This window comes from Streptomyces sp. NPDC048018 (assembly GCF_043202995.1).
Classification (GTDB): domain Bacteria; phylum Actinomycetota; class Actinomycetes; order Streptomycetales; family Streptomycetaceae; genus Streptomyces.
Window position 1 is genome coordinate 148,919 of the sequence record NZ_JBIDBK010000012.1, and the last position, 24,015, is coordinate 172,933.

The 24,015-nt window shown below is 72.7% G+C and carries 19 protein-coding genes; 9 read left to right on the top strand and 10 right to left on the bottom strand.

Annotation, left to right across the window (positions count from 1 at the left end; genetic code table 11):
- Nucleotides 1–48 precede the first annotated feature (48 nt).
- On the bottom strand, nt 49–237 hold the full coding sequence (locus ACGF1Z_RS32695) for a DUF5703 family protein (protein WP_125749393.1): 189 nt from the start codon (nt 235–237) through the stop codon (nt 49–51).
- Nucleotides 238–284: 47 nt separating this feature from the next.
- Here ACGF1Z_RS32695 and ACGF1Z_RS32700 point away from each other — a divergent pair, with 47 nt between their 5' ends.
- Nucleotides 285–920 (top strand): hypothetical protein, encoded by a 636-nt coding sequence (locus ACGF1Z_RS32700; RefSeq protein WP_393009728.1) that lies wholly within the window; start codon nt 285–287, stop codon nt 918–920.
- 105 nt (nt 921–1,025) lie between these two features.
- Here the strand turns inward: ACGF1Z_RS32700 and ACGF1Z_RS32705 are convergent, their stop codons facing one another.
- Both ACGF1Z_RS32705 and ACGF1Z_RS32710 read right to left on the bottom strand, forming a co-directional pair.
- The gene (locus tag ACGF1Z_RS32705; RefSeq protein ID WP_393009730.1) at nt 1,026–3,248 is read right to left on the bottom strand and encodes a helix-hairpin-helix domain-containing protein; all 2,223 of its coding nucleotides are present in this window, start codon (nt 3,246–3,248) and stop codon (nt 1,026–1,028) included.
- Nucleotides 3,245–4,228, bottom strand: coding sequence for an aldo/keto reductase (locus ACGF1Z_RS32710; RefSeq protein ID WP_393009732.1), 984 nt, complete (start codon nt 4,226–4,228; stop codon nt 3,245–3,247). Before ACGF1Z_RS32710 ends, ACGF1Z_RS32705 begins: the two co-directional genes overlap by 4 nt.
- 163 nt (nt 4,229–4,391) lie before the next feature.
- On the opposite strand from ACGF1Z_RS32710, the gene ACGF1Z_RS32715 reads away from it, so the two are divergent.
- Together ACGF1Z_RS32715 and ACGF1Z_RS32720 are read left to right on the top strand one after the other, a co-directional pair.
- Entirely contained in the window at nt 4,392–5,441 is a 1,050-nt protein-coding gene (locus tag ACGF1Z_RS32715; protein WP_393009734.1) for an LLM class F420-dependent oxidoreductase, read from the top strand.
- A gap of 218 nt (nt 5,442–5,659) precedes the next feature.
- The gene (locus ACGF1Z_RS32720) at nt 5,660–6,445 is read left to right on the top strand and encodes a ferritin-like domain-containing protein (RefSeq protein ID WP_393009736.1); all 786 of its coding nucleotides are present in this window, start codon (nt 5,660–5,662) and stop codon (nt 6,443–6,445) included.
- A 30-nt stretch (nt 6,446–6,475) separates the two neighbouring features.
- On the opposite strand, the gene ACGF1Z_RS32725 is transcribed toward ACGF1Z_RS32720, so the two are convergent.
- Entirely contained in the window at nt 6,476–7,468 is a 993-nt protein-coding gene (locus tag ACGF1Z_RS32725; protein WP_393009787.1) for a magnesium and cobalt transport protein CorA, read from the bottom strand.
- 142 nt (nt 7,469–7,610) lie between these two features.
- On the opposite strand from ACGF1Z_RS32725, the gene ACGF1Z_RS32730 reads away from it, so the two are divergent.
- From ACGF1Z_RS32730 to ACGF1Z_RS32750, 5 genes are all read left to right on the top strand, one after another.
- Nucleotides 7,611–8,300 carry a histidine phosphatase family protein gene (locus ACGF1Z_RS32730; RefSeq protein WP_393009738.1) on the top strand — a complete coding sequence of 230 codons (690 nt, stop codon included), beginning with the start codon at nt 7,611–7,613 and terminating at the stop codon, nt 8,298–8,300.
- A gap of 82 nt (nt 8,301–8,382) precedes the next feature.
- Nucleotides 8,383–8,973: a DUF3090 domain-containing protein gene (locus tag ACGF1Z_RS32735; RefSeq protein ID WP_393009740.1), complete on the top strand. Its 591-nt coding sequence runs from the start codon at nt 8,383–8,385 to the stop codon at nt 8,971–8,973.
- Nucleotides 8,937–9,785, top strand: a complete 849-nt coding sequence (locus ACGF1Z_RS32740) for an SCO1664 family protein (RefSeq protein WP_393009789.1) — start codon at nt 8,937–8,939, stop codon at nt 9,783–9,785. The genes ACGF1Z_RS32735 and ACGF1Z_RS32740 overlap by 37 nt, the downstream gene beginning before the upstream one ends.
- 179 nt (nt 9,786–9,964) lie before the next feature.
- Nucleotides 9,965–11,194: a cysteine--1-D-myo-inosityl 2-amino-2-deoxy-alpha-D-glucopyranoside ligase gene (gene mshC / locus ACGF1Z_RS32745; protein ID WP_393009742.1), complete on the top strand. Its 1,230-nt coding sequence runs from the start codon at nt 9,965–9,967 to the stop codon at nt 11,192–11,194.
- 101 nt (nt 11,195–11,295) lie between these two features.
- Complete coding sequence (locus ACGF1Z_RS32750) at nt 11,296–14,352, top strand: NPCBM/NEW2 domain-containing protein (RefSeq protein ID WP_393009744.1); 3,057 nt, start codon at nt 11,296–11,298, stop codon at nt 14,350–14,352.
- A gap of 83 nt (nt 14,353–14,435) precedes the next feature.
- Here the strand turns inward: ACGF1Z_RS32750 and ACGF1Z_RS32755 are convergent, their stop codons facing one another.
- The 6 genes from ACGF1Z_RS32755 to ACGF1Z_RS32780 all read right to left on the bottom strand — a co-directional run bounded on the left by ACGF1Z_RS32755 (nt 14,436) and on the right by ACGF1Z_RS32780 (nt 22,035).
- Complete coding sequence (locus ACGF1Z_RS32755; RefSeq protein ID WP_393009746.1) at nt 14,436–15,644, bottom strand: PAC2 family protein; 1,209 nt, start codon at nt 15,642–15,644, stop codon at nt 14,436–14,438.
- A gap of 167 nt (nt 15,645–15,811) precedes the next feature.
- Nucleotides 15,812–16,873 carry an LLM class flavin-dependent oxidoreductase gene (locus ACGF1Z_RS32760; RefSeq protein ID WP_393009749.1) on the bottom strand — a complete coding sequence of 354 codons (1,062 nt, stop codon included), beginning with the start codon at nt 16,871–16,873 and terminating at the stop codon, nt 15,812–15,814.
- A 145-nt stretch (nt 16,874–17,018) separates the two neighbouring features.
- Complete coding sequence (locus ACGF1Z_RS32765; RefSeq protein WP_393009751.1) at nt 17,019–18,623, bottom strand: FAD-dependent oxidoreductase; 1,605 nt, start codon at nt 18,621–18,623, stop codon at nt 17,019–17,021.
- A gap of 16 nt (nt 18,624–18,639) precedes the next feature.
- Nucleotides 18,640–20,187 (bottom strand): glycerol kinase GlpK, encoded by a 1,548-nt coding sequence (gene glpK, locus ACGF1Z_RS32770; RefSeq protein WP_393009753.1) that lies wholly within the window; start codon nt 20,185–20,187, stop codon nt 18,640–18,642.
- 32 nt (nt 20,188–20,219) lie between these two features.
- Nucleotides 20,220–21,005 carry an MIP/aquaporin family protein gene (locus ACGF1Z_RS32775; RefSeq protein ID WP_393009755.1) on the bottom strand — a complete coding sequence of 262 codons (786 nt, stop codon included), beginning with the start codon at nt 21,003–21,005 and terminating at the stop codon, nt 20,220–20,222.
- Nucleotides 21,006–21,270: 265 nt separating this feature from the next.
- Nucleotides 21,271–22,035 carry an IclR family transcriptional regulator gene (locus ACGF1Z_RS32780; protein WP_393009757.1) on the bottom strand — a complete coding sequence of 255 codons (765 nt, stop codon included), beginning with the start codon at nt 22,033–22,035 and terminating at the stop codon, nt 21,271–21,273.
- 243 nt (nt 22,036–22,278) lie between these two features.
- Between ACGF1Z_RS32780 and ACGF1Z_RS32785 the strand changes: the two genes are divergently transcribed.
- A partial coding sequence (locus tag ACGF1Z_RS32785) for a homocysteine S-methyltransferase family protein (protein WP_393009759.1) occupies nt 22,279–24,015 on the top strand: 1,737 nt, incomplete at its 3' end.

The window sequence follows — 24,015 nt, forward strand, 5'->3', positions numbered from 1 at the left end:
CTGTGCCGGAAACCGGAAGGGCCCCGCTCTGCGGGGCCCTCTCCCATGTCACCAGGTGGCGCGGATCTGACGGATGATGCGCCGGCGCAGCCGCACTCTGCGACTGCCGTCCCGGTGGAGGCTCAGGCGGTCCAACTCCCAGTGTCCGTACTCGGCATGGTCGGTCAGAAGCCGCGTCGCCTCCTTGCGGGAGACGCCTCGCGGCACGTACACGTCGACAAATTCGTATTCCGGCATCGCATCTATTGTGCGGCCAAGGGGTCGGTACGGATAGCGTCTCTCCTATGTCTGATGCTGCGCAGCCCACCGCTGCCGAGGTACGTGCCGCCGCCGAGGCGGTCAAAGCCGCAGTGGACCGTCACCTCGCGGCGGTCGAACGCCGCACCGGGGACGACGACCCGGCGGTCTACGAGGCCTTCAACGCGCTCGCCGCGGCCGCGGAGGCGTACGACGAGGCCCTGTACGACCGGTACGACGAGGTCACACCCTTCGAGATCCCCGGCGCCGACGACTCCCTGCCGCCCTACGCGGGACCGGAGGAGCCGCACGCCGTGAGCGTGCTGATCCGCCGAGACTACGCCGTGGTGGAGCCCCAGCGGCTCATCGCGCAGGCCCGGCGCGTCACGGACCTCGGCCGGGACGAGGAGCCGGGGACGACCCACGCCGCCCTCGGCGCCCTGTTCGGCGAGTACGAACCTGACGAAATCGCGTCCCGGCACAAGGATTTCGGCCTGGAGGAGGGGGACTCCACCCTCTGGGTCGAGGCGGCCGAGGACCTTCCGGAACCGGGCGAGTGGCTGCACGCCCCCTTCGACCACGCCGATCCCGAACGCATCATCTGCCGCTTCGACATCAGTGCCGTCTTCGACGACGAGGACGAGACGGACGAGGAGCGGGCGGAGCGGGTCCACCGGGCCTGAGGGAACGCGGTGCGCGACGGCCCCGGACCATGACGGCCGGGGCCCCGGACCATGGGTGCCCTCCCCGCGCGCGAGCGGGGAGGGCGCCCATGGTTCTCCGGCCCGTCAGACCTCGTCCTCGTCCTGGAGGAGCGCCTCCAGGAGCGGCCGGAGGCGGGTCGTGCGCTCCGGGGGCAGGCCCTCGGCCACCGCGCGGGGCAGTGCCTGGTCCACGCCGTGGACGACGGACAGATGCCGCTCCGCCCGCCCGAACGCCGTGTACACCCAGTCCCGGCTGAGCCCGCCGGCCGCGTCGCCCGGCAGCACCACGACCGCGGCCGGCCAGCGCGCGCCCGCCGCCTGGTGCGCGGTCAGCGCCCAGCCGTGCCGGAGCACCGACTCGACGCGCTCCTTGGGGACGACGACCTCCTCGCCGCCACAGTCCAGGTGCAGGCCCGCCGCGTCGGCCGAGACGACCGTGCCCGTGACCGTACGGCCCGGGGCGGGGGAGTGGGCCACCCGGTCGCCCGGGTCGTAGCCGCCGAAGCGGCCGGGGCCGGGGTTGAGCCGCTGCTTGAGCGCCGTGTTCAGGGCGCGGGTGCCGGCGGAGCCGCCGTGGCCGACCGTGATCACCTGGGTCTGCTCGGCGGGCACGCCGATGGCCCGCGGGATGGAGTCGGCGACCAGCTGGACCGTGCGGTGCACCGCCTCGCCGGCGTCCCGCACAGGGACGATCACGACCTCCTTGCCGGGCGCCTCGACCTGGCTCAGCTCACCGATGCCGATCCCCGAGACCAGCTCGCCGAGCGGGCCCGGGTCGGGGGTGCGCGAGGCGATCTGCGGGGCGACCCGGGCGGCCAGCAGGTCCGCGAAGACCCGGCCGGGTCCGGGCGCTCCGAGGACGTACGGGTCGCCGGACAGCACCAGACGGCAGCCGTCGGGCAGCGCCTCGACCAGCGCGGCGGCGCTCTCGACGTCGAGCTGCGGTGCGTCCAGGACGCAGAGCAGGTCCAGGGCGAGCGCGCCCTCCGCGTCCCGGCCCGTCCCGGCCCCGCCGGAGAGCAGCCGGGCCAGGGGCACGGCGCCGTCGCGTGCGGTGTGGGCCGCCAGCGCGACCCGCAGGCCCCGTGCCCGGGCGGCCTCGGCCAGCGCGGCCGGTTCGGCGCGGGCGGCCTCGCCGCCCGTGTGCAGCACCAGACCGTGCGCCCCGGCGGCGCGGGCCAGCTCGGGGCCGTCCCACTCCGCCGCCTCGACCGTACGGATCAGGCGGGCGAGCCCGTCGGCGAGGCTCTCCTCGGCGAGGGCGTAGCGCTCGAGCCCGAGCAGCACGGGAGCCTGCGGGCCCTGCTCCGCAGCACCCGCCGCCTCCGGGACGTCCTCCTCCGTCTCCTCGCCGGCCTCGTCCTCGTGCTCCTCCTCCTGGAAGACCAGCACCGCGGCCTCGGAGACGGCGAGCTCCACCGCCTTGTCGGGATCGGGCACCGACAGCCCGGCCAGCCCGTCCCGTACGGCACCGATCTCCAGGGCCGTGTGTCCCTTGAGCGCCGCCTGCTCCAGGAGCCACGCGGCCAGGGCCACGGCCCGGCGCGGGTCGCCGGGGCCGCACTGCGCGCCGAGCAGCGCACGCCCGAAGCCGTCCGCCTGCTCGGGCCGCACCCCCGGAACGGCGAGCAGCTGCCACGGGTCGTCCTCCAGGGCCCGCGCGGCCCCCTCGCCCAGCACCGCGGCCACCTGGCCGGCCAGCGCCTCCGGGGCGCCGCCCCGGGCGAGGACCTGCCGCACGGCCGCGGTCGTCTCCTCCGTCACCAGGGGAGCCCGGGGGGCCGGCGGGCGCACGGTCGTCTCCGGCGCGGCGGCCGGGGCCGGACGCGAGGGCGCGGGCGCCTCGACGCGCGGGACCGCGGCCGGCCTGGCGCCGCTCTCCACGGCCCGGACGGCCGCGAGCAGATCGGCGGCCGTCCCGCTCAGCTTCCCGCCGGCCTCGACGGGCTCGCTCCGCCCGGCCTTGCGCTGCTCGATCCTCGCCCGCAGCTCCCGCTGCGCGGCGAGCTCCGCCTGTGCCTCGGACACTCCGGGAGCCTCCGCTCCCGCCGCGTCCCCCTCGGCCGCCGCGGTCGCACCGGAGTCCGCTTCCGCTCCGCCGTCGCCGTCGCCGTCGCCGTCGCCGTCCGCCGGGCCCTCGGCCCCGGCCGCCTCTTCCGCGGCCGGCCCGACCGCGTCGGGGTCCGGGGCGGCCGTCGCGTCGGGCGACTCCGTGGCCTCCGCCGGATCGGCGGCCGTGGGCTCGGCGGGCTCGCCCGGCGGGGTGGGGGCGGCCTCGGGCGTGGTGTCGCCGGAAGGCTCGGTCACAAGGTGCTCCAGTCGTGATCCGGATAACGGTGCACGGGCGCCGACACGTCGTCGAGGGCCCGGCAGATCTCCTCAGGAAGACTAAGGCTCTCCACTGACAACGCGGCCATGAGCTGCTGCGCGTTGCGCGCGCCGATGACCGGGGCGGTCACTCCGGGACGGTCGCGGACCCAGGCGAGCGCGACCTGGAGCGGGGTCGTGGCGAGGCCGTCCGCCGCGGTGCTGACCGCGTCCACGATCCGGCTCGCCGTGTCGTCCAGATACGGCTCCACGAAAGGGGCGAGGGCCTCCGAGCCGCCGCGCGAGTCCGCCGGCGTGCCGTGCCGGTACTTGCCGGTGAGCACCCCGCGGCCGAGCGGCGAGGAGGGCAGCAGCCCGATGCCGAGGTCGAGCGCGGCCGGCAGCACCTCGCGCTCGACACCGCGCTGGAGCAGCGAGTACTCCATCTGCGTCCCGGCGAGCCGGGTGCGTTCCCCGGACAGCTGCCAGGTGCCGGCCTTGGCGAGCTGCCAGCCGCAGAAGTCGGAGACGCCGACGTACCGGGCCCGGCCGGTGCTGACGGCGATGTCGAGGGCCTGGAGGGACTCCTCCAGGGGCGTGTACGGATCGAAGGCGTGCAGCTGCCAGAGGTCCACGTAGTCCGTGCCGAGCCGGGCCAGCGAGGCGTCCAGGGCCGCCAGCAGGTGCCCGCGGGAGCCGTCGGTGCGGCGGTCGGGGTCGGGGACGCTGCCGGCCTTGGTCGAGAGCACCAGCTCCCGGCGCGGCACCAGGGCCTTGTCGCCGACCAGCCGCCCGAGCAGATACTCCGCCTCGCCGCCCCCGTACACGTCCGCGGTGTCCACGAGTGTGCCGCCCGCGTCCCAGAACGCCTTCAACTGCTGCGCCGCGTCGTGCTCGTCGGTGTCACGGCCCCACGTGAGGGTGCCGAGCCCGAGCCGGGACACGCGCAGGCCGGTACGTCCGAGATGCCTCTGCTCCATGGCCGCGAGAGTACTGGCCGGGGCACCACGCGAAGAGAGCCTGTGGACAACCCGTCCACAGGCCCGCGCCCGCACCGGCCCGCATCGCCTCCTGACGGATGACGGGGCCGCGCGCTAGAGTCCCGGCAACAGAGACGTTACCGATGGGTAAGGGGTACGTGGCATGCGGCTCGGCATCAACCTCGGCTACTGGGGCGCGGGCATGGACGGCGACAACCTCGCCGTGGCCCAGGAGGCGGACCGCCTCGGCTACGACGTCTGCTGGGCGGCGGAGGCCTACGGCTCCGACGCCCCGACCGTGCTGTCCTGGGTCGCCGCCAAGACCGAGCGGATCGACGTCGGCTCGGCGATCATGCAGATCCCGGCCCGGCAGCCCGCGATGACGGCGATGACCGCCGCGACGCTGGACTCGCTCTCCGGCGGCCGCTTCCGCCTCGGCCTCGGCGTCTCCGGCCCGCAGGTCTCCGAGGGCTGGTACGGCGTCAAGTTCGACAAGCCGCTGGCCCGCACCCGTGAGTACGTCGAGATCGTCCGCAGGGCGATGTCCCGCGAGCGCCTCAGCTACGAGGGCGAGCACTGGACGCTGCCGCTGCCGGACGGCCCGGGCAAGCCGATCAAGCTGACGGTCCACCCGACCCGCCCGCACATCCCGCTCTACATCGCCGCCATCGGTCCGAAGAACCTGGAACAGACCGGCGAGATCGCCGACGGCGCCCTGCTGATCTTCCCGGCCGCGGAGCACCTGGAGGACACCGCGCTGCGCCACCTCCGTGCGGGGCGCGAGAAGGCCGGGCTCACCATGGAGGGCTTCGACGTCCACCCGACCCTGCCGCTCGCCCTCGGCGACGACATCGACGCCCTGGCCGACATCTTCCGCCCGTACACCGCCCTCTACGTGGGCGGCATGGGCAGCCGCAAGCAGAACTTCTACAACCAGCTCGCCCAGCGCATGGGCTACGAGAAGGCCGCGGCCGAGATCCAGGACAAGTACCTGGCCGGCGACAAGGACGGCGCCGCGGCGGCCGTGCCGCGTCAGCTCATCGACCAGACCACCCTGCTCGGCACCGTCGACCGGATCGCCGACCGCATGAAGGCCTACGCGGCGGCCGGGGTCACCACCCTGACCCTCGCCCCGGCCGGCTTCACCCTGGACGAGCGCCTCGCGGCGCTCCGGGCCGGCGTCGAGGCGCTGGAGCGGGCCGGACTCGCCTGACGCGCGTCCCTCCGGAAGTCCGCGGCCGTGGTGGGGGCTCGGGGGTCTTCCCCGCCACGGCCGTCACGCAGCACAACGCGTGAGCGGCCCCGGAGTTACGCGCCGCGACGCACCTCTCCCGCCCGCCTCCCGTACGCCGTTCGGCCCAGCCTCGGGGCCCTCGTGTTGCCCACCCGCGCGTGGCGCACTTGACTCGTACTCCACGGGAGGTGGCAGTGATGCTCACGGCCAAGAGCCTGTTCCAGGAAATCATCGACAACGACGAGTCGTTCCAGCTCTTCTGCTCCATCGCCGCCAGCGGCGAGGCACAGGGCGGCTGGGAGAACGGGCGGATCGCCGCGCTCGTCGCCCCCGGCATGAGGGACCTCGCCCCCAAGATCACGCGGCACGGCGCCGACGAGGACAAGCACGGCCGGATCTTCAACGCCCTCATGAGGAAACGCGGGCTCGAGCCCGTCCCGGTGCCGCCCGAGACCGACTACACCATGCTGCTCGAACGGCGCGGGATCGGCCTCGCCCACGACAAGCTGCGCCGCGAGGAGCCGCTGACCGAGCGGGACGTCATCGTCTACCTCAGCCACAGCCGGGTCACCGAACAGCGGGCGGCCGACCAGATGCGGCTGCTGGTCCGGTACTTCGGGGACCACCCCGAGCTCGGCAAGGCCATCCACATGATCGACGACGACGAGGTCAACCACCTCTCGTACTGCCACGAGGAACTGCTCCGTCTCAACGACGAGGGCCACGGGCGCCTCATCCAGCGCGTCCTGCGCGAGTCCGCCCTCGCCGAGATCCAGGTCTACCGGGACGTCAGCCTCGCCGTGATGAGCCACATGGGCCGCATCCTGCGCTGGCCCCGGGCCAAGGCCGCCGTCCTCGCCGCCGGGATCCACGGGATGTACGCGTACGAGCGGGCGGCCGGCTGGCACAAGATGGTCGACCTCAGGATGCCCGAGCGCCGCGACGCCCTCGGCGGACCCGCGACCCCGGCCCCGGCCTTCTGAGGCCGCCCCTCCCGCGGAGGACCGGCACCGTCACATCCAGCCGCGCCGCTTGAACAGCCGGTACAGGAGCGTGACGGTGCCCGCCATGAGCAGGATGACCGTCGGGTAGGACCCCACCCAGCGCAGCTCCGGCATGTGGTCGAAGTTCATGCCGTAGATCCCCGCGACCATCGTGGGGACCGCGGCCATCGCCGCCCACGCCGAGATCTTCCGCATGTCGTCGTTCTGCCGCACGCCCATCTGCGCCAGATGGGCCGACAGCACGTCGGACAGCAGCCGGTCCAGCCCCTCCACCTGCTCGTTGGCGCGCAGCAGATGGTCCTGCACGTCGCGGAAGAACGGCATGGCCTTGTCGTGCACGAAGGGCACCGTCCCCGTCGCGAGCCGGGCCATCGGCGCGGACAGCGGGCTCGCCGCCCGGCGGAACTCCAGGACCTGCCGCTTGGCCGTGTAGATCCGCTCCGCGGTCCTCGCCGGGCTGCCGCCGGACGGCGCGAAGACGTCGGCCTCCAGCTCCTCCAGGTCGATCTGGAGCTCCCCGGCGACGTCGATGTAGTGGTCCACGACGGAGTCGCAGATCGCGTAGAGGACCGCGGTCGGTCCGTGCCGGAGCACGTCCGGCGCGGCCTCCATGCGCTTGCGCACGGCGGCCAGCGGGCTGCCGGACCCGTGCCTCACGGTCACCACGAAGGAATCGCCGACGAAGACCATCACCTCGTCCGAGCTGACCCGGTCGCTCCGGGGCTCGTACACCACCGGCTTGAGCACGACGAACAGACAGTCGTCGTAGACCTCCAGCTTGGGCCGCTGATGCGCCTTCAGGGCGTCCTCCACGGCCAGCGGGTGCAGGGCGCACTCCGTGGAGACATGGCCGAACTCCTCCGCGGTCGGCTCGTAGAGCCCCACCCACAGGAACGCGTCCCCGGTCGCCCGCGCCTCCGCCAGGGCGTCCGACAGGTCGGCCGGGCCCCCCGTCCGCTGTCCGCGCCGATAGATGGCTGAGTCCACGATCACGCGCCGTATTCTCCCCCGACCCGGGCCGGTCCGCATCCGCAGGGGGCCGGCGCAGGCCCGTCCGGGGCCGCCGCCCGCCGCCACGCGCCGGGGGCGCGTCTTCCGGATCGTGCCCGGCACGATCCGGAGGACACCGCCTAGGCTGGCCGGCATGGCCACGCTGATCCTCGTACGGCACGGACGTTCCACCGCCAACACCTCCGGGGTGCTCGCCGGGCGCACGCCCGGGGTCGCCCTCGACGAGCGCGGCGCCGAGCAGGCCGCCGCGCTGCCCGAGCGGCTCGCCGGGGTGCCGCTCGCCGCCGTCGTCACCAGCCCGCTGCAGCGCTGCCGCGAGACCGTGCGGCCGCTGCTCGACGCCCGCCCCGGTCTCCCGCTGCACGTCGAGGACCGCATCAACGAGTGCGACTACGGCGACTGGTCGGGCCGCAAACTCGCCGAACTCATGGACGAGCCGCTGATGGGGGTCGTCCAGGCGCACGCCTCGGCGGCCGGCTTCCCCGGCGGCGAGTCGATGCGCGCGATGCAGGCCAGGGCCGTGGACGCGGTGCGCGACTGGAACGCCCGGATCGAGGCCGAGCACGGCGAGGACGCCGTCTACGCCATGTGTTCGCACGGCGACATCGTCAAGGCGATCGTCGCCGACGCCCTCGGCCTCCACCTCGACCTCTTCCAGCGCATCCAGGTGGACCCCTGCTCGGTCACCGTGATCCGCTACACCCGGCTGCGCCCCTTCCTCGTCCGCCTCGGCGACACCGGTGACTTCGCCGCCCTCCTCCCGCGCGAGACCCCCGCCGACCAGGGTGCGGCGGAGGTCGGAGGCGGTGCGGGCGCCCCGTGATCCATCCGCGCAGTAGGGTGGACGCGCCGCGGGAGAAAACCAGTCCGCGGCACGACAGTCGAGACCCAAGGGAGTCGGGAACGTGTCCCGTCAGGTGTTCCTCTACGACCCACCGGAGCGTTTCGTGGCCGGCACGGTCGGGCTGCCTGGACGCCGTACGTTCTTCCTCCAGGCGTCCGCGGCCGGCCGGGTCACCAGCGTCGCCCTGGAGAAGACCCAGGTAGCGGCTCTCGCGGAGCGGATCGACGAGCTCCTGGACGAGGTCGTGCGCCGCACCGGCGGCAACGCGCCGGTGCCCGCGGTCGCACCCCCCGACACGACGGACACCGCCCCCCTCGACACCCCCGTCGAGGAGGAGTTCCGGGTCGGCACCATGGCCCTGGCCTGGGACGGCGAGGAGCAGTGCATGATCGTCGAGGCGCAGGCGCTCGTCGAACTCGACGCGGACACCGAGGAGGACCTCGCCGCGGCCGAGGAGCGGATGCTCCAGGACGAGGAGAACGGCCCGCCGATGCTGCGGGTCCGGCTCAGCGGCTCGCAGGCCCGCGCCTTCGCCAAGCGGGCCCTCGACGTGGTCAACGCCGGCCGCCCGCCGTGCCCGCTGTGCAGCCTGCCGCTCGACCCCGAGGGGCACGTCTGCCCCCGCCAGAACGGATACCGTCGCGGCGCATGAGCGGTGACGGAACACACGAACGGACGCGCACCGCGCTCGACCTGCTCGCCAAGGGCGAGCTGACCGTCCGCGGGCAGGTCCGTGAGGCGTCCAACGCGGTGCTGTACTGCTCCGTCACACACGGGGGCGAGCAGGCGGCCTGCGTCTACAAGCCGGTCGCGGGCGAGAGCCCGCTGTGGGACTTCCCCGACGGCACCCTCGCCCAGCGCGAGGTCGCGGCCTTCGAGGTGTCCGAGGCGACCGGCTGGGGCCTCGTCCCGCCCACCGTGCTGCGGGACGGGCCGTACGGCGAGGGCATGGTCCAGCTGTGGGTCGAGGCCGATCCGGAGGCCGCCCTGCTCGCCCTCGTCGAGGAGGAGGCGGCGGGAGAGGGCTGGAAGGCCGTGGGGCCCGCCCAGGTCGCCGAGGACCGCACGGCGCTGCTCGTGCACGCCGACACCCCGCAGCTGCGCCGGCTCGCCGTGCTGGACGCCGTGATCAACAACGGCGACCGCAAGGGCGGGCATCTGCTGCCCGCGCCGGACGGGCACCTCTACGGCATCGACCACGGGGTGAGCTTCCACGTGGACGACAAGCTGCGCACCCTCCTGTGGGGCTGGGCGGGGGAGGAGCTGACCGACGAGGCCGTCGGCGTCCTCGACGCGCTGGACGGGCGACTGGCGCCCGGCACTCCACTGGCGGAACGCCTCGCCGGCCTGCTGACCGGGGCCGAGGTGACCGCCCTGCGGGAGCGGGTCGCCGTGCTGCGCAGGACCGGACGGCATCCCGTTCCGTCCGGTCAGTGGCCGCCCATTCCCTGGCCGCCGGTGTAGGAACGGGGCCCCCGGCCGGCCCGTCGGGGGTCCCGACCGATGCCTTTCGGCCAATCTCACCCGGCCGCAGACACCCCCCGGGGGTATGCACGCACGGCGTCTGCCCGCAAGACCGCCTAATCGGCCGAGATCGCCGATGCGGTTCGTATCCGGAACAGGTGTCCGGTTACGCTCAGGACATGCATGCCTGGCCCGCTTCTGAGGTCCCCGCCCTGCCCGGCAAGGGCCGCGACCTCCGGATTCACGACACCGCGACCGGCGGGCGAGTGACCCTCGCCCCCGGCCCCGTCGCCCGCATCTACGTCTGCGGCATCACGCCGTACGACGCGACCCACATGGGACACGCGGCGACCTACAACGCGTTCGACCTCGTTCAGCGCGTGTGGCTCGACACCAAGCGGCAGGTTCACTACGTCCAGAACGTGACCGACGTCGACGACCCGCTCCTGGAGCGCGCGATCCGCGACGGCATCGACTGGGTGGGCCTCGCCGAGCGCGAGACCGCCCTCTTCCGCGAGGACATGACCGCCCTGCGCATGCTGCCCCCGCAGCACTACGTCGGCGCGGTCGAGGCGATACCGGGCATCGTCCCGCTCGTCGAGCGCCTGCGGGACTCCGGCGCCGCCTACGAGCTCGACGGCGACATCTACTTCTCCGTCGAGGCCGACCCGCACTTCGGCGGGGTCTCGCACTACACCACCGAGCTGATGCGCCACCTCTCCGCGGAGCGCGGCGGCGACCCGGACCGCCCGGGCAAGAAGAACCCGCTCGACCCGATGCTGTGGATGGCCGCCCGCGAGGGCGAGCCGAGCTGGGACGGCGGCAGCCTCGGCGCCGGCCGCCCCGGCTGGCACATCGAGTGCGTCGCCATCGCCCTCGACCACCTCGGCATGGGCTTCGACGTGCAGGGCGGCGGATCGGACCTGATCTTCCCGCACCACGAGATGGGCGCCTCCCACGCGCAGGCACTCACCGGCGAGTTCCCCATGGCCAAGGCGTACGTGCACGCCGGCATGGTCGCCCTGGACGGCGAGAAGATGTCCAAGTCCAAGGGCAACCTGGTCTTCGTCTCCACGCTCCGCAAGGACGGCGTCGACCCGGCCGCCATCAGGCTCGCCCTGCTGTCGCACCACTACCGGGCCGACTGGGAGTGGACCGACAAGGTCCTCCAAGACGCCGTCGAGCGCCTCGGCCGCTGGCGCGCCGCCGTCTCGCGCCCCGACGGCCCGTCCGCCGACGCCCTGGTCGAGGAGCTCCGCGAGGCGCTCGCCGACGACCTGGACGCCCCCGCCGCACTCGTCGCGGTCGACCGCTGGGCCGAGCGCCAGGCCGCCGAGGGCGGCACCGACGAGTCCGCCCCCGGCCTGGTCTCCCGCGCCGTCGACGCCCTGCTCGGCGTCGCGCTGTAGGCCAGGGCCCCGCCGCGCCGGCCGCTCCCGGAACCCATAAGTCCAGGAGCGGCCCGCGCAAGTCCATGGCCCGGTCCGTCGCGGCGCGCTAGACAGGCCGCATGAGATCACCAACGCGACTGAGAACAGCGGCGGTTGGCGCACTCCTCGGCCTGCTCGCCGTCTTCGCCGGACCCGGCGGCAACGCGGCGGCGGCCCCTTCCGACACCACCGTCGGCGAGGTCACCGGCTTCGCCGCCGACGGAGCGGTCTACCGGCTGACCGCCGGCCACGCCGAGGCCCGGGTCAGCTTCGTGTCCGACGAGACCTTCCGCATCGAACTCGCCCCCGACGGCAGGTTCACCGACCCCACCGGACGCGACGTCGTCCTGCCGCAGGGCCCGCCGCCCGCCACCCGCTGGGCCGACCGCGGCGACCGCTACGAGCTGAGCACCGCCCGCGTCACCCTGCGCGCCTACAAGTCCCCGCTGCGCTTCGCCGCGGTCCGCGCCGACGGCACCCCGCTCTGGTCCGAGACCCAGGGCCTCACCTGGAACCAGGACCGCACCACACAGACCCTGGCCCGCGGCGCCGACGAGCAGTTCTACGGCGCCGGGATGCAGAACGGCCGCGGCAACACCTCCCACCGCGGCAAGACCGTCGAGGTCGGCGTCGACTACAACTGGAACGACGGCGGCCACCCCAACTCCGTTCCGTTCTACCTCTCCTCCGCCGGCTACGGCGTCTACCGCAACACCTACGCCCCGAACACCTACGCCTTCGGCGAGCCCGTCACCACCACCGCCCGCGAACAGCGCTTCGACGCCTACTACTTCGCCGGCGACGGCAAGGACGCGCTGAAGGACGTCATCGGGCAGTACACCCGGCTCACCGGCAAGCCCTTCCTGCCGCCCGTCTACGGCCTGGAGATCGGCGACGCCGACTGCTACCTCCACAACGCCAACCGCGGCGAACGGCACACCCTCGACGCCCTGAAGGTCGCCGACGGCTACGTCGCCCACGACATGCCCAACGGCTGGATGCTCGTCAACGACGGCTACGGCTGCGGCTACGAGAACCTCGCCGAGGCCGCCCAGGGCCTCCAGGCCCGCGGCATGCAGCTCGGACTGTGGACCGAGGACGGCATCGACCGGCTCGGCGAGCAGGTGAAGGCCGGTCAGCGGGTCGCCAAGCTCGACGTGGCCTGGGTCGGGGACGGCTACAAGTTCGCCCTCGACGGCTGCAAGGACGCCTACGCCGGCATCGAGGCCAACAGCAGCGCCCGCGGCTTCACCTGGGCCCCCGAGAGCTGGTCCGGCGCCCAGCGCTGCGGCGTCCAGTGGTCCGGCGACCAGTCCGGCAGCTGGGAGTACATCCGCTGGCAGATCCCCACCTACGCGGGCGCCGCCATGTCCGGCCTCGCCTACACCACCGGCGACGTCGACGGCATCTTCGGCGGCAGCCCCCGGACGTACACCCGCGACCTGCAGTGGAAGATGTTCCTGCCCGTCACCATGACCATGGACGGCTGGGCCCCCCACGACAAGCAGCCCTTCCGCTACGGCGAGCCCTACACCTCCGTCAACCGGGCCTCCCTCAAACTCCACGAGGCCCTGCTCCCCTACATATACTCCCACGCCCACCAGGCCACCAGGACCGGCCTCGGCCTCGCCCGGCCCCTCGCCGTCGAGTACCCCGACGATCCCGTGGCCGCCTCGGACGCGGCGAAGTACGAGTTCCTCAGCGGCGAGGACTTCCTCGTCGCCCCCGTCTACCAGGACGCCGTGGAACGCGACGGCATCTACCTGCCGAAGGGCACCTGGATCGACTTCGCGAACGGGCGCACCTACGAGGGCCCTGTCACCCTGGACCACTACAGCGCCCCGCTCGACACCCTGCCCCTCTTCGTACGGGCCGGGGCCACCGTCCCCCTGTGGCCCGGCGGCATCCGCTCGTACACCGACCGCAAGCCCGGAGACCCGCTCGCCTGGGACGTCTACCCGCAGGGGCGGTCCTCCTTCGACCTCTACGAGGACGACGGCGTCACGCGCGAGCACCGCATGGGGCGCTCGGCCGTCCAGCGCGCCGAGGTGCTCGCGCCGGAGCGCGGCGCCGGAGACGTGACCGTTCGCATCGGGCCCAGCACCGGCGAGTACACCGGCAAGGCGGCCGCCCGGCCGTACCGCTTCACCGTCCACACCGGCGACGCCCCCGCCGGCGTCACCCTCGGCGGACGGGCACTTCCCCGGCTCACCTCGAAGGCCGCCTTCGAGGCCGCCGCTCAGGGCTGGTGGTACGACGGCGCGGACCGCGGGGGAGTCGTGCAGGTCAAGACGGCCTCCCAGCGCACCGACCGCGGCTTCACGCTCGTGCTCACCGACACCAGCGCCGTCGGCGGAGCCGTGCCCGGCGCCCCGGCGACCGTCGCCGTCCCCACCGGTCAGGAGCTCGGTGCGGGGGTGCCGGGCACCGTCGCCGTCGATGTCACCGCCGGCACCAGGGACGCCACCGGCGTCGAGGTGACGCTGAACGCGCCGGCCGGCTGGCAGGTCACCCCGGCCGCGCCGGTCGCCCGGGTCCCGGCCGGCACCACCCGGCGGGTCGAGGTCGCCGTGACCCCCGCCCGGGACGCCGTGCCGGGAGAGACCACGCTCACCGCGACCGTCCGTCACCGGGCGGCGGGGGTGGACCGCACGGCGACCCAGCGGTTCGCCGTCGGGGTGATGCCCGAGCCGCCCACCGCCCCCGCCTGGGCGAGCGACCTGACGTGGCTCACCAGCACGAACGGCTGGGGACCGCCCGAACGTGACCGCTCCAACGGCGAGTCGGGCGCGGCGGACGGCCATCCGCTCACCCTCGCGGGGAAGACCTACGACAAGGGCATCGGTGCCCACGCCGACTCCGCCGTGGAGGTCTATCTCGGCGGGCGCTGCACGGCGTTCACCGCCGACGTGGGCATCGACGACGAGATCGACGGCTACGGCGACGTCGCCTTCTCCGTCGAGGCGGACGGCAAGGTGCTGTGGACCTCGGCGCGGGTGACCGGCGCCTCGGCCCCGGTCCCGGTGAACGTCGACGTGACCGGCGCACGCCATGTGCGTCTGAAGGTCACCGACACCAACGGCACCAAGAGCGGGGACCACGGGGACTGGGCGGCCGCCCGGTTCGCGTGCACGTGACGCGGAAGACCCCGGTCATGCGAACGGGAGGGGCGGCCGTGCCACCCCTCCCGTTCGGCCTTCCGACGCCGGCAGGGCGTCGGTCAGTCGTCGGAGCCCCCGGAACTCCCGGGACCCGCCGGGCCCCCCGGGCCGCCGGAGCTCTCGGGGCCATCGGAGACCTCGGGGCCACCGGAGGTCCCACCGGCCCCGGACGCACCGGGGGAATCGGGGGATTCGGAGGGGCCGGCGGGGTCGGCGGACGGGGCGTCGGAAGCCCCTGAGGCGGCGTCGGAGGGCGGTCCGTCCGGGGACTGATCGCCGGCGGGCCGGTCCGTCTCGGCGCCCGGCACCGCCTCCGGGCCCGGCTGCTGCGGCTTCGGCGGCCGGGTGCGGTCGCCGGGGCTGTCGCGCAGGTACGAGGTGTCGCCGCCCTCCGTCGCCATCCCGGGGCCGGGCCCCGGACCCGAACCCGGCTCACGGCGCCGCAGGTAGCGCTCGAACTCGCGGGCGATGGCCTCGCCGGAGGCCTCCGGCAGCTCCGCCGTGTCCCGTGCCTCCTCCAGGGTCTGCACGTACTCCGCGACCTCGCTGTCCTCGGCCGCCAGCTGGTCGACGCCCAGCTGCCAGGCCCGCGCGTCCTCGGGCAGTTCGCCCAGCGGGATGTGCAGGCCGATCAGGTCCTCCAGGCGGTTGAGCAGGGCGAGCGTCGCCTTCGGGTTCGGCGGCTGCGACACGTAGTGCGGGACGGCCGCCCACAGGCTCACGGCCGGCACCCCCGCGTGCGTGCACGCCTCCTGGAGAATGCCCACGATGCCCGTCGGGCCCTCGTAGCGGGTCTCCTCCAGGTCCATGGTCCGGGCCAGATCGGGGTCGGAGGTGACCCCGCTGACCGGCACGGGGCGCGTGTGCGGGGTGTCGCCGAGCAGCGCGCCCAGGATCACCACCATCTCCACGCCCAGCTCGTGGGCGAAGCCGAGGATCTCGTTGCAGAACGAACGCCAGCGCATCGACGGTTCGATCCCGCGCACCAGGACCAGGTCCCGGGGCTTGTCCCCGCCGATCCGGACCACGGAGAGCCGGGTCGTCGGCCAGGTGATCTTCCGGACGCCGCCGTCCAGCCACACCGTCGGCCGGTTGACCTGGAAGTCGTAGTAGTCCTCGGCGTCGAGCGCCGCGAACACCTCGCCCTTCCACTCCCGGTCCAGGTGGGCGACCGCGGCGGAGGCGGCGTCACCGGCGTCGTTCCAGCCCTCGAACGCGGCCACCATGACCGGGTCGATCAGCTCGGGAACCCCCTCGAGCTCGATCACCCAGCGCCTCCTTCGTCGAAGTTCCTGTCGTACGGACCAACCTTATGCCTTTCCGGCGGCCCGCCCGCAGCCCTCGGACCCGCCCGAGAGCCGTCGCGGCCTTGATCGACTACCCAGGAACTCCCGTCGGCACACGGCGTCCACGCCGGCCGTCCGGACTTCGTCGCTCAGTCCTCCCAGAGCGTGCTCGGGGCCTCCTTCCGCACCACCGGGGCGATCTCCTCCGCGAACCGCTGCAGGGTCTCGATCTGCTCCGCCGTGGACTGCCCGAAGGCGTCGACCGTGATCGACTGCAGGTCGTGCCGGTACACCTCGTGGAAGCCGAGGATCTTGTCGATGATCTGCTGCGGGGACCCGATCAGCTGCGGGCCGCCCGCGACGGCGTCCTCGATCGTGCGGAACGGGGTGTTGTACCCGGCCCTGCCCTCCAGGTGCGGCTGGAAGGTCTGGCGCACCTTCGCCTCGTAGAGGTCCCGATAGCGCTCCACGGCCTGCTCGGGGGTGTCGGCGATGAGCAGCCCGCCGGAACCGGCCGCCACGCGCGCGTGGCGCGGGTCGTGCCCGTACTCCTCGAACTTCTCGCGGTAGTGGGCGATGAGCCGCGCGTACGCCTCGCGGGGCTGGATGGCGTTGGCGGTGAACAGCGGGTCGCCGTGCCGGGCGGCGAGTTCGGGGGAGTTGAGGCTGGTGGCGGAGCCGTGCCAGATCCGCGGCGGACCCGCGTACGGGCGGGGGACCGTGGTGACGTTCTTCAGGGCGGGACGGAACTCGCCCTGCCAGTCCACGCCTTCCTCCGTCCAGAGCCGCCGCAGGAGCTCGTACTTCTCCTGCTGCAGATCCCACTGGCGGCCCTCGTCCAGGCCGAAGAGGTCGAAGTGGCCGGCCTCGGCGCCCTTGCCGACGACGAGTTCGATCCGGCCGCGGGAGATCTGGTCCAGGGTGGCGTAGTCCTCGGCGATCCGCACCGGGTCGAGGATCGCGACGACCGTGACGCCGGTCAGGAGGCGGATCCGGGAGGTGCGGGCCGCCAGGGCGCCGAGCACCACCGAGGGACTGGAGGAGAGGAAGGGGCCGGCGTGCCGCTCGCCGATGGAGTACGCGTCGAAGCCGAGCCGCTCGGCGGCCTCGCCGACCGTCAGGACCTGCTCCAGCCGGTCCGCGGCGGGTTCCAGGGCTCCGGTCAGGGGGTGCGGGGCATGGCCGATGAGAGAGAGCACTTGAAACTTCATGCATCAACTCTGCGCGCCCAGTGTTTCGGAGGTGTATCGGCGGCATGGCACCCCGGCCGGGCGCGCCGGTGGGCGGCCCTCACGGAGCCGCCCACTGGCCGTACTGTCCACTCCTCGGGGCGCCGCCCCGCGCGGCGGCACACCCCTACTTGCGCAGCATGTCCTCGACCTTGCCGCGGATCTCGTCCGTGGCAAGGCCCCGGATGGTCAGCGTGGTGCGGCGGCGCAGCACGTCGTCCGCGGTCTCCGCCCACTCGTGGTCGCGGGCATAGGCGACCTGGGCCCAGATCTCCGGTGCGTCGGGGTGGATCCGCTCGGAGAGCTCGGGGTTCTCGTTCGCCATGCGGGCGATGTCGAAGGACAGCGAGCCGTAGTGCGTGGCCAGGTGCCTGGCGGTGTCGGCGGACATGCGCGGGCCGGGCGCCGGACCGTCCACGAGCAGCCGGTGGGCGACCGCGTTCGGGTTGGCGATGCCGGGCAGCGGCAGCCGCTTGGGCAGCGTGGCGACCGACTCGTAGTCGTCGCCGAGGGGGTGGCCCGGCAGCGACTCCAGCTTCTTCATGATGGTGCGGCCGATGTGGCGGAAGGTGGTCCACTTGCCGCCGGCGACCGACAGCATGCCGCCGCGGCCCTCGGTGACGACGGTCTCGCGCTTGGCCTTGGAGGTGTCGCCGGGACCGCCCGGCAGCACCCGCAGGCCGGCGAAGGCGTAGGTGATCAGCGAGCGGTCGAGCTGCTGGTCGCGGATGGAGAAGGCGGCCTCGTCCAGGATCTGGGCGATGTCCTTGTCGTTGACCGCGACCTCGCCCGGATCGCCCTCGTACTCCTCGTCGGTGGTGCCGAGCAGGAGCATGTCCTCCCAGGGGAGGGCGAAGGTGATCCGGTACTTGTCTATCGGGGTGGCCAGCGCGGCCTTCCACGGGGAGGTGCGCTTGAGGACCAGGTGGGCGCCCTTGGAGAGCCGGATGGAGGGGGCCGCGTTCGGGTCCTCCATCTTGCGCAGGTGGTCGACCCACGGGCCGGTGGCGTTGAGCACCAGGCGGGCGTCGACACCGAACTCGTCGCCGGACATGCGGTCGCGGAGTTCGGCTCCGGTGACCCGGCCCCGGGTGAAGCGCAGGCCGGTGACCTCGGCGTGGTTGAGGACGACCGCGCCGGCGTCGACCGCGGCGCGGACCGTCATCAGGGCCATGCGGGAGTCGTTCATCTGGTCGTCGCCGTAGACGGCGACGGCCTTCAGGTTGTCCGTGCGCAGCTCCGGCACGTCCTGGGCGGCCTTGGCGGGGCTCAGCAGGTGGCCGACGCCGTCGCCGAAGGCGGACAGGGCGCTGTAGGCGAACACGCCGGCCCCGAGCTTGGCCGCGCCGTGCGGGCCGCCCTTGTAGACGGGCAGGTAGAAGGTGAGCGGGTTCGACAGGTGGGGGGCCACCTGGCGGGAGACCGCGCGCCGCTCGAAGTGGTTCTCCGCGACCAGCTTGACCGCGCCGGTCTGCAGGTAGCGCAGACCGCCGTGGAGGAGCTTGGAGGAGGCGGAGGAGGTGGCGCCGGCGAAGTCGCCGGCGTCCACCAGGGCCACCCGCAGTCCGGACTGCGCGGCGTGCCAGGCGGTGGAGATGCCCAGGATGCCGCCGCCGATCACCAGGAGGTCGTACGTTGCCTTGGACAGCTGATCCCGGGTCGCGGCGCGGGTCGGAAGGGAACCGGCAGCCGGGTGCATCCCCAGGGAGGGGAGGCTCTGCAGGGTGGTCATCGCAACTTACTCCTCGTCAGTTCTCTTCTTCTTCGAGCCAGCCCATGGAGCGCTCTACGGCCTTGAGCCAGTTCTTGTACTCGCTGTCGCGCTTGCCGGCGTCCATGCGAGGGGTCCACTCGGCGGCCCGGCGCCAGTTGGCGCGCAGGGCGTCGGTGTCGGGCCAGAAGCCGACGGCCAGGCCGGCGGCGTAGGCGGCGCCGAGGCAGGTGGTCTCGGCGACCATCGGGCGCACGACGGGGGCGTCCAGGAAGTCCGAGAGCGTCTGCATCAGCAGGTTGTTGGAGGTCATGCCGCCGTCGACCTTGAGGGCGGTCAGCTCGACGCCCGAGTCCTTGGTCATCGCGTCGGTGATCTCACGGGTCTGCCAGGCGGTGGCCTCGAGCACGGCGCGGGCGATGTGCGCCTTGGTGACGTACCGGGTGAGGCCGGCGATGACACCGCGGGCGTCGGAGCGCCAGTACGGGGCGAAGAGGCCGGAGAAGGCGGGGACGAAGTAGGCGCCGCCGTTGTCCTCGACGGAGGAGGCCAGCGTCTCGATCTCGGCGGCGGACTTGATGAGGCCCATCTGGTCGCGCATCCACTGGACGAGCGAGCCGGTGACGGCGATCGAGCCCTCCAGGGCGTAGACCGGCTTCTCCTCGCCGATCTGGTAGCCGACGGTGGTCAGCAGGCCGCTGTAGGAGTTGATGATCTTGTCGCCGGTGTTCATCAGCATGAACGTTCCGGTGCCGTACGTGGACTTGGCCTCGCCCTCGGCGAAACACGTCTGGCCGAACAGGGCGGCCTGCTGGTCGCCGAGCGCGGACGCGACCGGGACGCCGTCGAGGACGCCGCCCTTGACCGTGCCGTACACCTCGGCGGAGGAGCGGATCTCCGGCAGCACCGCGGCCGGGATCTCCATGGACTGCAGGATCTTCTCGTCCCAGGCCATGGTGTGCAGGTTCATCAGCATGGTGCGGGAGGCGTTGGTGACGTCGGTGACGTGGTGGCCGCCGTCGACGCCACCGGTGAGGTTCCAGATGACCCAGGAGTCCATGGTGCCGAAGAGGATCTCGCCGCGGTCGGCGCGCTCGCGCAGGCCCTCCACGTTGTCGAGCAGCCAGCGGACCTTGGGGCCGGAGAAGTACGAGGCGAGCGGCAGGCCGGTCTCGCGGCGGAAGCGGTCCTGGCCGACGTTGCGGCCGAGCTCCTTGCACAGGCCGTCGGTGCGGGTGTCCTGCCAGACGAGGGCGTTGTGGACGGGCTCGCCGGTGTTCCTGTCCCACAGCAGCGTGGTCTCGCGCTGGTTGGTGATGCCGATCGCCTTGACGTCGGCCGCGGTGATCCCGGCCTTGGCGATGGCGCCGGCGACGACCTCCTGGACGTTGGTCCAGATCTCGGTGGCGTCGTGCTCGACCCAGCCCGGCTTCGGGAAGATCTGCTCGTGCTCCTTCTGGTCGACGGAGACGATCCGGCCGTCCTTGTCGAAGACGATGCAGCGGGACGAGGTGGTGCCCTGGTCGATGGCGGCGATGAACGGCCCCGCGCCGTGCGAGGCGGCGGCGGTGTGGGCGTCGGTCACGGTGTACTCCAAGGGTCTGGAAGAAGGACGGCTCAGGCGAACGCGATGTTGTAGATACCCGCGGCGATGGCGCCACCGATCAGCGGACCGGCGACCGGGATCCAGGCGTAGCTCCAGTCGGAGCCGCCCTTGTTCGGCAGCGGGAGCAGGGCGTGCACGATGCGGGGGCCGAGGTCACGGGCCGGGTTGATGGCGTAACCGGTCGGACCGCCGAGCGAGAGGCCGATCGAGACCACGACGAAGGCGGTGATCAGGGCGCCGATGACGCCGAGGCCCTTGCCGCTGTCGTTGAGGCCCTGGGTGAGCACGGCGAGCACGAGCACCACGGTGCCGATGATCTCGGTGGCCAGGTTCTGCCAGGTGTTACGGATCTCCGGGCCGGTGGAGAAGATGCCCAGCACCGGGCCGGCCTTGGGCGACGCCTTCTGGTCGACCATGCCCTCCTCGTGCGGCGTGGCGATGATCGAGTCGTCGGTGAGGTGGGCCTGGAACTGTCCGTAGTAGGCGATCCAGACGAGCGCCGCGCCGATCATGGCGCCGAGCATCTGGCCGGCGAGGTACACCGGCACGTTGCTCCAGTCGCCGTCCTTGATCGCTATACCGATCGTGACGGCGGGGTTCAGATGGGCGCCGGAGAGGGAAGCGGTCATGTAGACCGCCGTCATGACGGCGAAGCCCCACCCGAAGGTGATCGCAAGCCAGCCCGCGTTGCGGGCCTTGGAGCTCTTCAGCGTGACGGCGGCGCAGACGCCACCGCCGAGCAGGATGAGTACGGCGGTACCGATGGTCTCGCCGAGGAAGATGTCGGAGCTGGACACCCGCGACTCCTTTGTCCTTCGTCCAGGGGAAGGCGAACCCCGGGTCCCTCCGGTGGTCCGCGCCCTCGTGTGAGGGCGTTTTCGGCCCTTGGCACTGCCATACCTTAGCGCGTATTGCCGGTACCTGTTCGACAATGCCGACCGATGAACGGAAGTTTTGCGCCAGGGTTAACAGCGCGTCAAGGGTCCCGGGCGCGAAAAACCCGCCGATAACGCGATCGTTACCGACGGGTTCGGGTGGGTCTCCGGGCGCTCGGCCGCGGCCTCAGAAGCGGCCCGCCCCCAGGTCCCGGGAGACCGCCCGGGCGCAGTCCCGGACGGCCGCCACGAGCTCCGAACGCAGCTCGCCCTCCGCGCAGACCCGCTCCACCGCGCCCGTGATGGCCACTGCCCCCACCGGCATCCGGCGCCGGTCGTGGATCGGTGCCGCCACCGAGGCCACGCCTTCCCAGGTCTCCTCCACGTCCGCGGCCCAGCCACGCGCCCGGGTCATGTCGAGCAGCGTCTCGAAGTCCCCGAGCTCGGTGACCGTGCGCGGCGTGAAGGGCTCCCGCTCGACCTCCAGCACCTCGCTGTGCGCCACCGGGTCGTAGGCGGAGAGCACCTTGCCCAGGGCGGTGGAGTGCAGCGGCTGCATGGCCCCCACCTCCAGGACCTGACGGCTGTCGTCGGGCCGGAAGACGTGGTGGACGATGAGCACCCCCTGCTGGTGCAGCACGCCCAGGTGGACGCTCTCGCCGCTGGACCGGGCCAGGTCGTCCGTCCAGACCAGGGCCCGCGCGCGCAGCTCGTGCACGTCCAGATAGCTGTTGCCGAGCCGGAGCAGCTCGGCCCCCAGCTGGTAGCGGCCCGAAGGTCCGTCCTGCTCCACGAAGCCCTCGGCCTGGAGGGTGCGCAGGATGCCGTGCGCCGTGCCCTTCGCGAGACCGAGGGAGGAGGCGATGTCGGACAGGCCCAGCCGGCGCTCGCCGCCCGCGAGCAGTCGCAGCATCGCCGCCGCCCGTTCAAGCGACTGGATGTTCTTCGCCATCGCCCGGCCCTTCTCCTCACATGCTGTTCGACAATGCTGAACACTATCGGTCGATGCCGACCTTGTGTCACACCAAACAGTGTCGGACACGAACGGGCCGGACCGGGAGTCCCCGCACACAGGATGCAGTCCACCTGTCGGAACCCCATGTCCACCCCGGCGCGCTCGCGGTTAGTCTGGGCCAGTGCACCCTCCTCAGGGGGTGCAAAGCCGACAGCCGTCGCATCCCAGGGAGCTCAATCCATGGCCTCGTCGCCGACCCCTTCCGCAGACCTCCGCGATCGCGCGGCAGCGCTCCGCGACGCACTCGCCACCCGAGTCGTCGTCGCCGACGGCGCCATGGGCACCATGCTCCAGGCACAGGACCCCACCCTCGACGACTTCCAGAACCTCGAGGGCTGCAACGAGATCCTGAACGTCACCCGGCCCGACATCGTCCGTTCGGTCCATCACGAGTACTTCTCCGCGGGCGTGGACTGTGTGGAGACCAACACCTTCGGCGCCAACTTCGCCGCGCTGGGTGAGTACGACATCCCGGAGCGGGTCCACGAGCTGTCCGAGGCCGGTGCGCGGATCGCGCGTGAGGTCGCGGACGAGTTCACCGCGAGCACCGGGCAGCAGCGCTGGGTCCTCGGCTCGATGGGCCCGGGCACCAAGCTCCCCACGCTGGGCCACGCCCCGTACATCGCCCTGCGGGACGCCTACCAGCAGAACGCCGAGGGCCTGCTCGCCGGGGGCGCCGACGCCCTGCTCGTCGAGACGACCCAGGACCTGCTCCAGACGAAGGCGTCCGTCATCGGCGCCCGCCGCGCCCTCGACATCCTCGGCGTCGACGTCCCGCTGATCTGCTCGGTCACGGTGGAGACGACGGGCACGATGCTGCTGGGTTCGGAGATCGGGGCGGCGCTGACGGCGCTGGAGCCGCTCGGCATCGACATGATCGGGCTGAACTGCGCCACCGGGCCGGCCGAGATGAGCGAGCACCTGCGCTACCTCGCCCGTCACTCGCGCATCCCGCTGTCCTGCATGCCCAACGCGGGCCTGCCGGTCCTCACCTCCGACGGCGCCCACTACCCGCTGTCCCCGGCCGAGCTCGCCGACGCCCAGGAGACCTTCGTCCGCGAGTACGGGCTCTCCCTCATCGGCGGCTGCTGCGGCACGACCCCGGAGCACCTGCGCCAGGTGGTCCAGCGCGTCCGTGACCTGACCCCGCAGCCGCGCGATCCGCGCCCCGAGCCCGGCGCCGCCTCGCTCTACCAGACCGTCCCCTTCCGCCAGGACACCTCGTTCCTGGCGATCGGTGAGCGGACGAACGCGAACGGGTCGAAGAAGTTCCGCGAGGCGATGCTGGAGGCGCGCTGGGACGACTGTGTGGAGATGGCGCGCGATCAGATCCGTGAGGGCGCGCACATGCTGGACCTGTGTGTGGACTACGTGGGCCGTGACGGTGTGGCGGACATGGAGGAGCTGGCGGGGCGGTTCGCGACCGCGTCGACGCTGCCGATCGTGCTGGACTCCACCGAGGTGGAGGTGATCCGCGCCGGTCTGGAGAAGCTGGGTGGCCGGGCGGTCATCAACTCGGTCAACTACGAGGACGGTGACGGGCCGGAGTCGCGGTTCGCGAAGGTCACGGCGCTGGCCCGGGAGCACGGTGCGGCGCTGATCGCGCTGACGATCGACGAGGAGGGGCAGGCCCGGACGGTCGAGCACAAGGTCGCCATCGCCGAGCGGCTGATCGGCGATCTGACGGGCAACTGGGGCATCCTGGAGTCCGACATCCTCATCGACACCCTGACCTTCACGATCTGCACGGGTCAGGAGGAGTCGCGCGGGGACGGGATCGCGACGATCGAGGCGATTCGTGAGCTGAAGCGCCGGCATCCGGAGGTGCAGACGACGCTGGGGTTGTCGAACATCTCCTTCGGCCTGAACCCGGCTGCCCGGATCCTGCTGAACTCGGTGTTCCTGGACGAGTGTGTG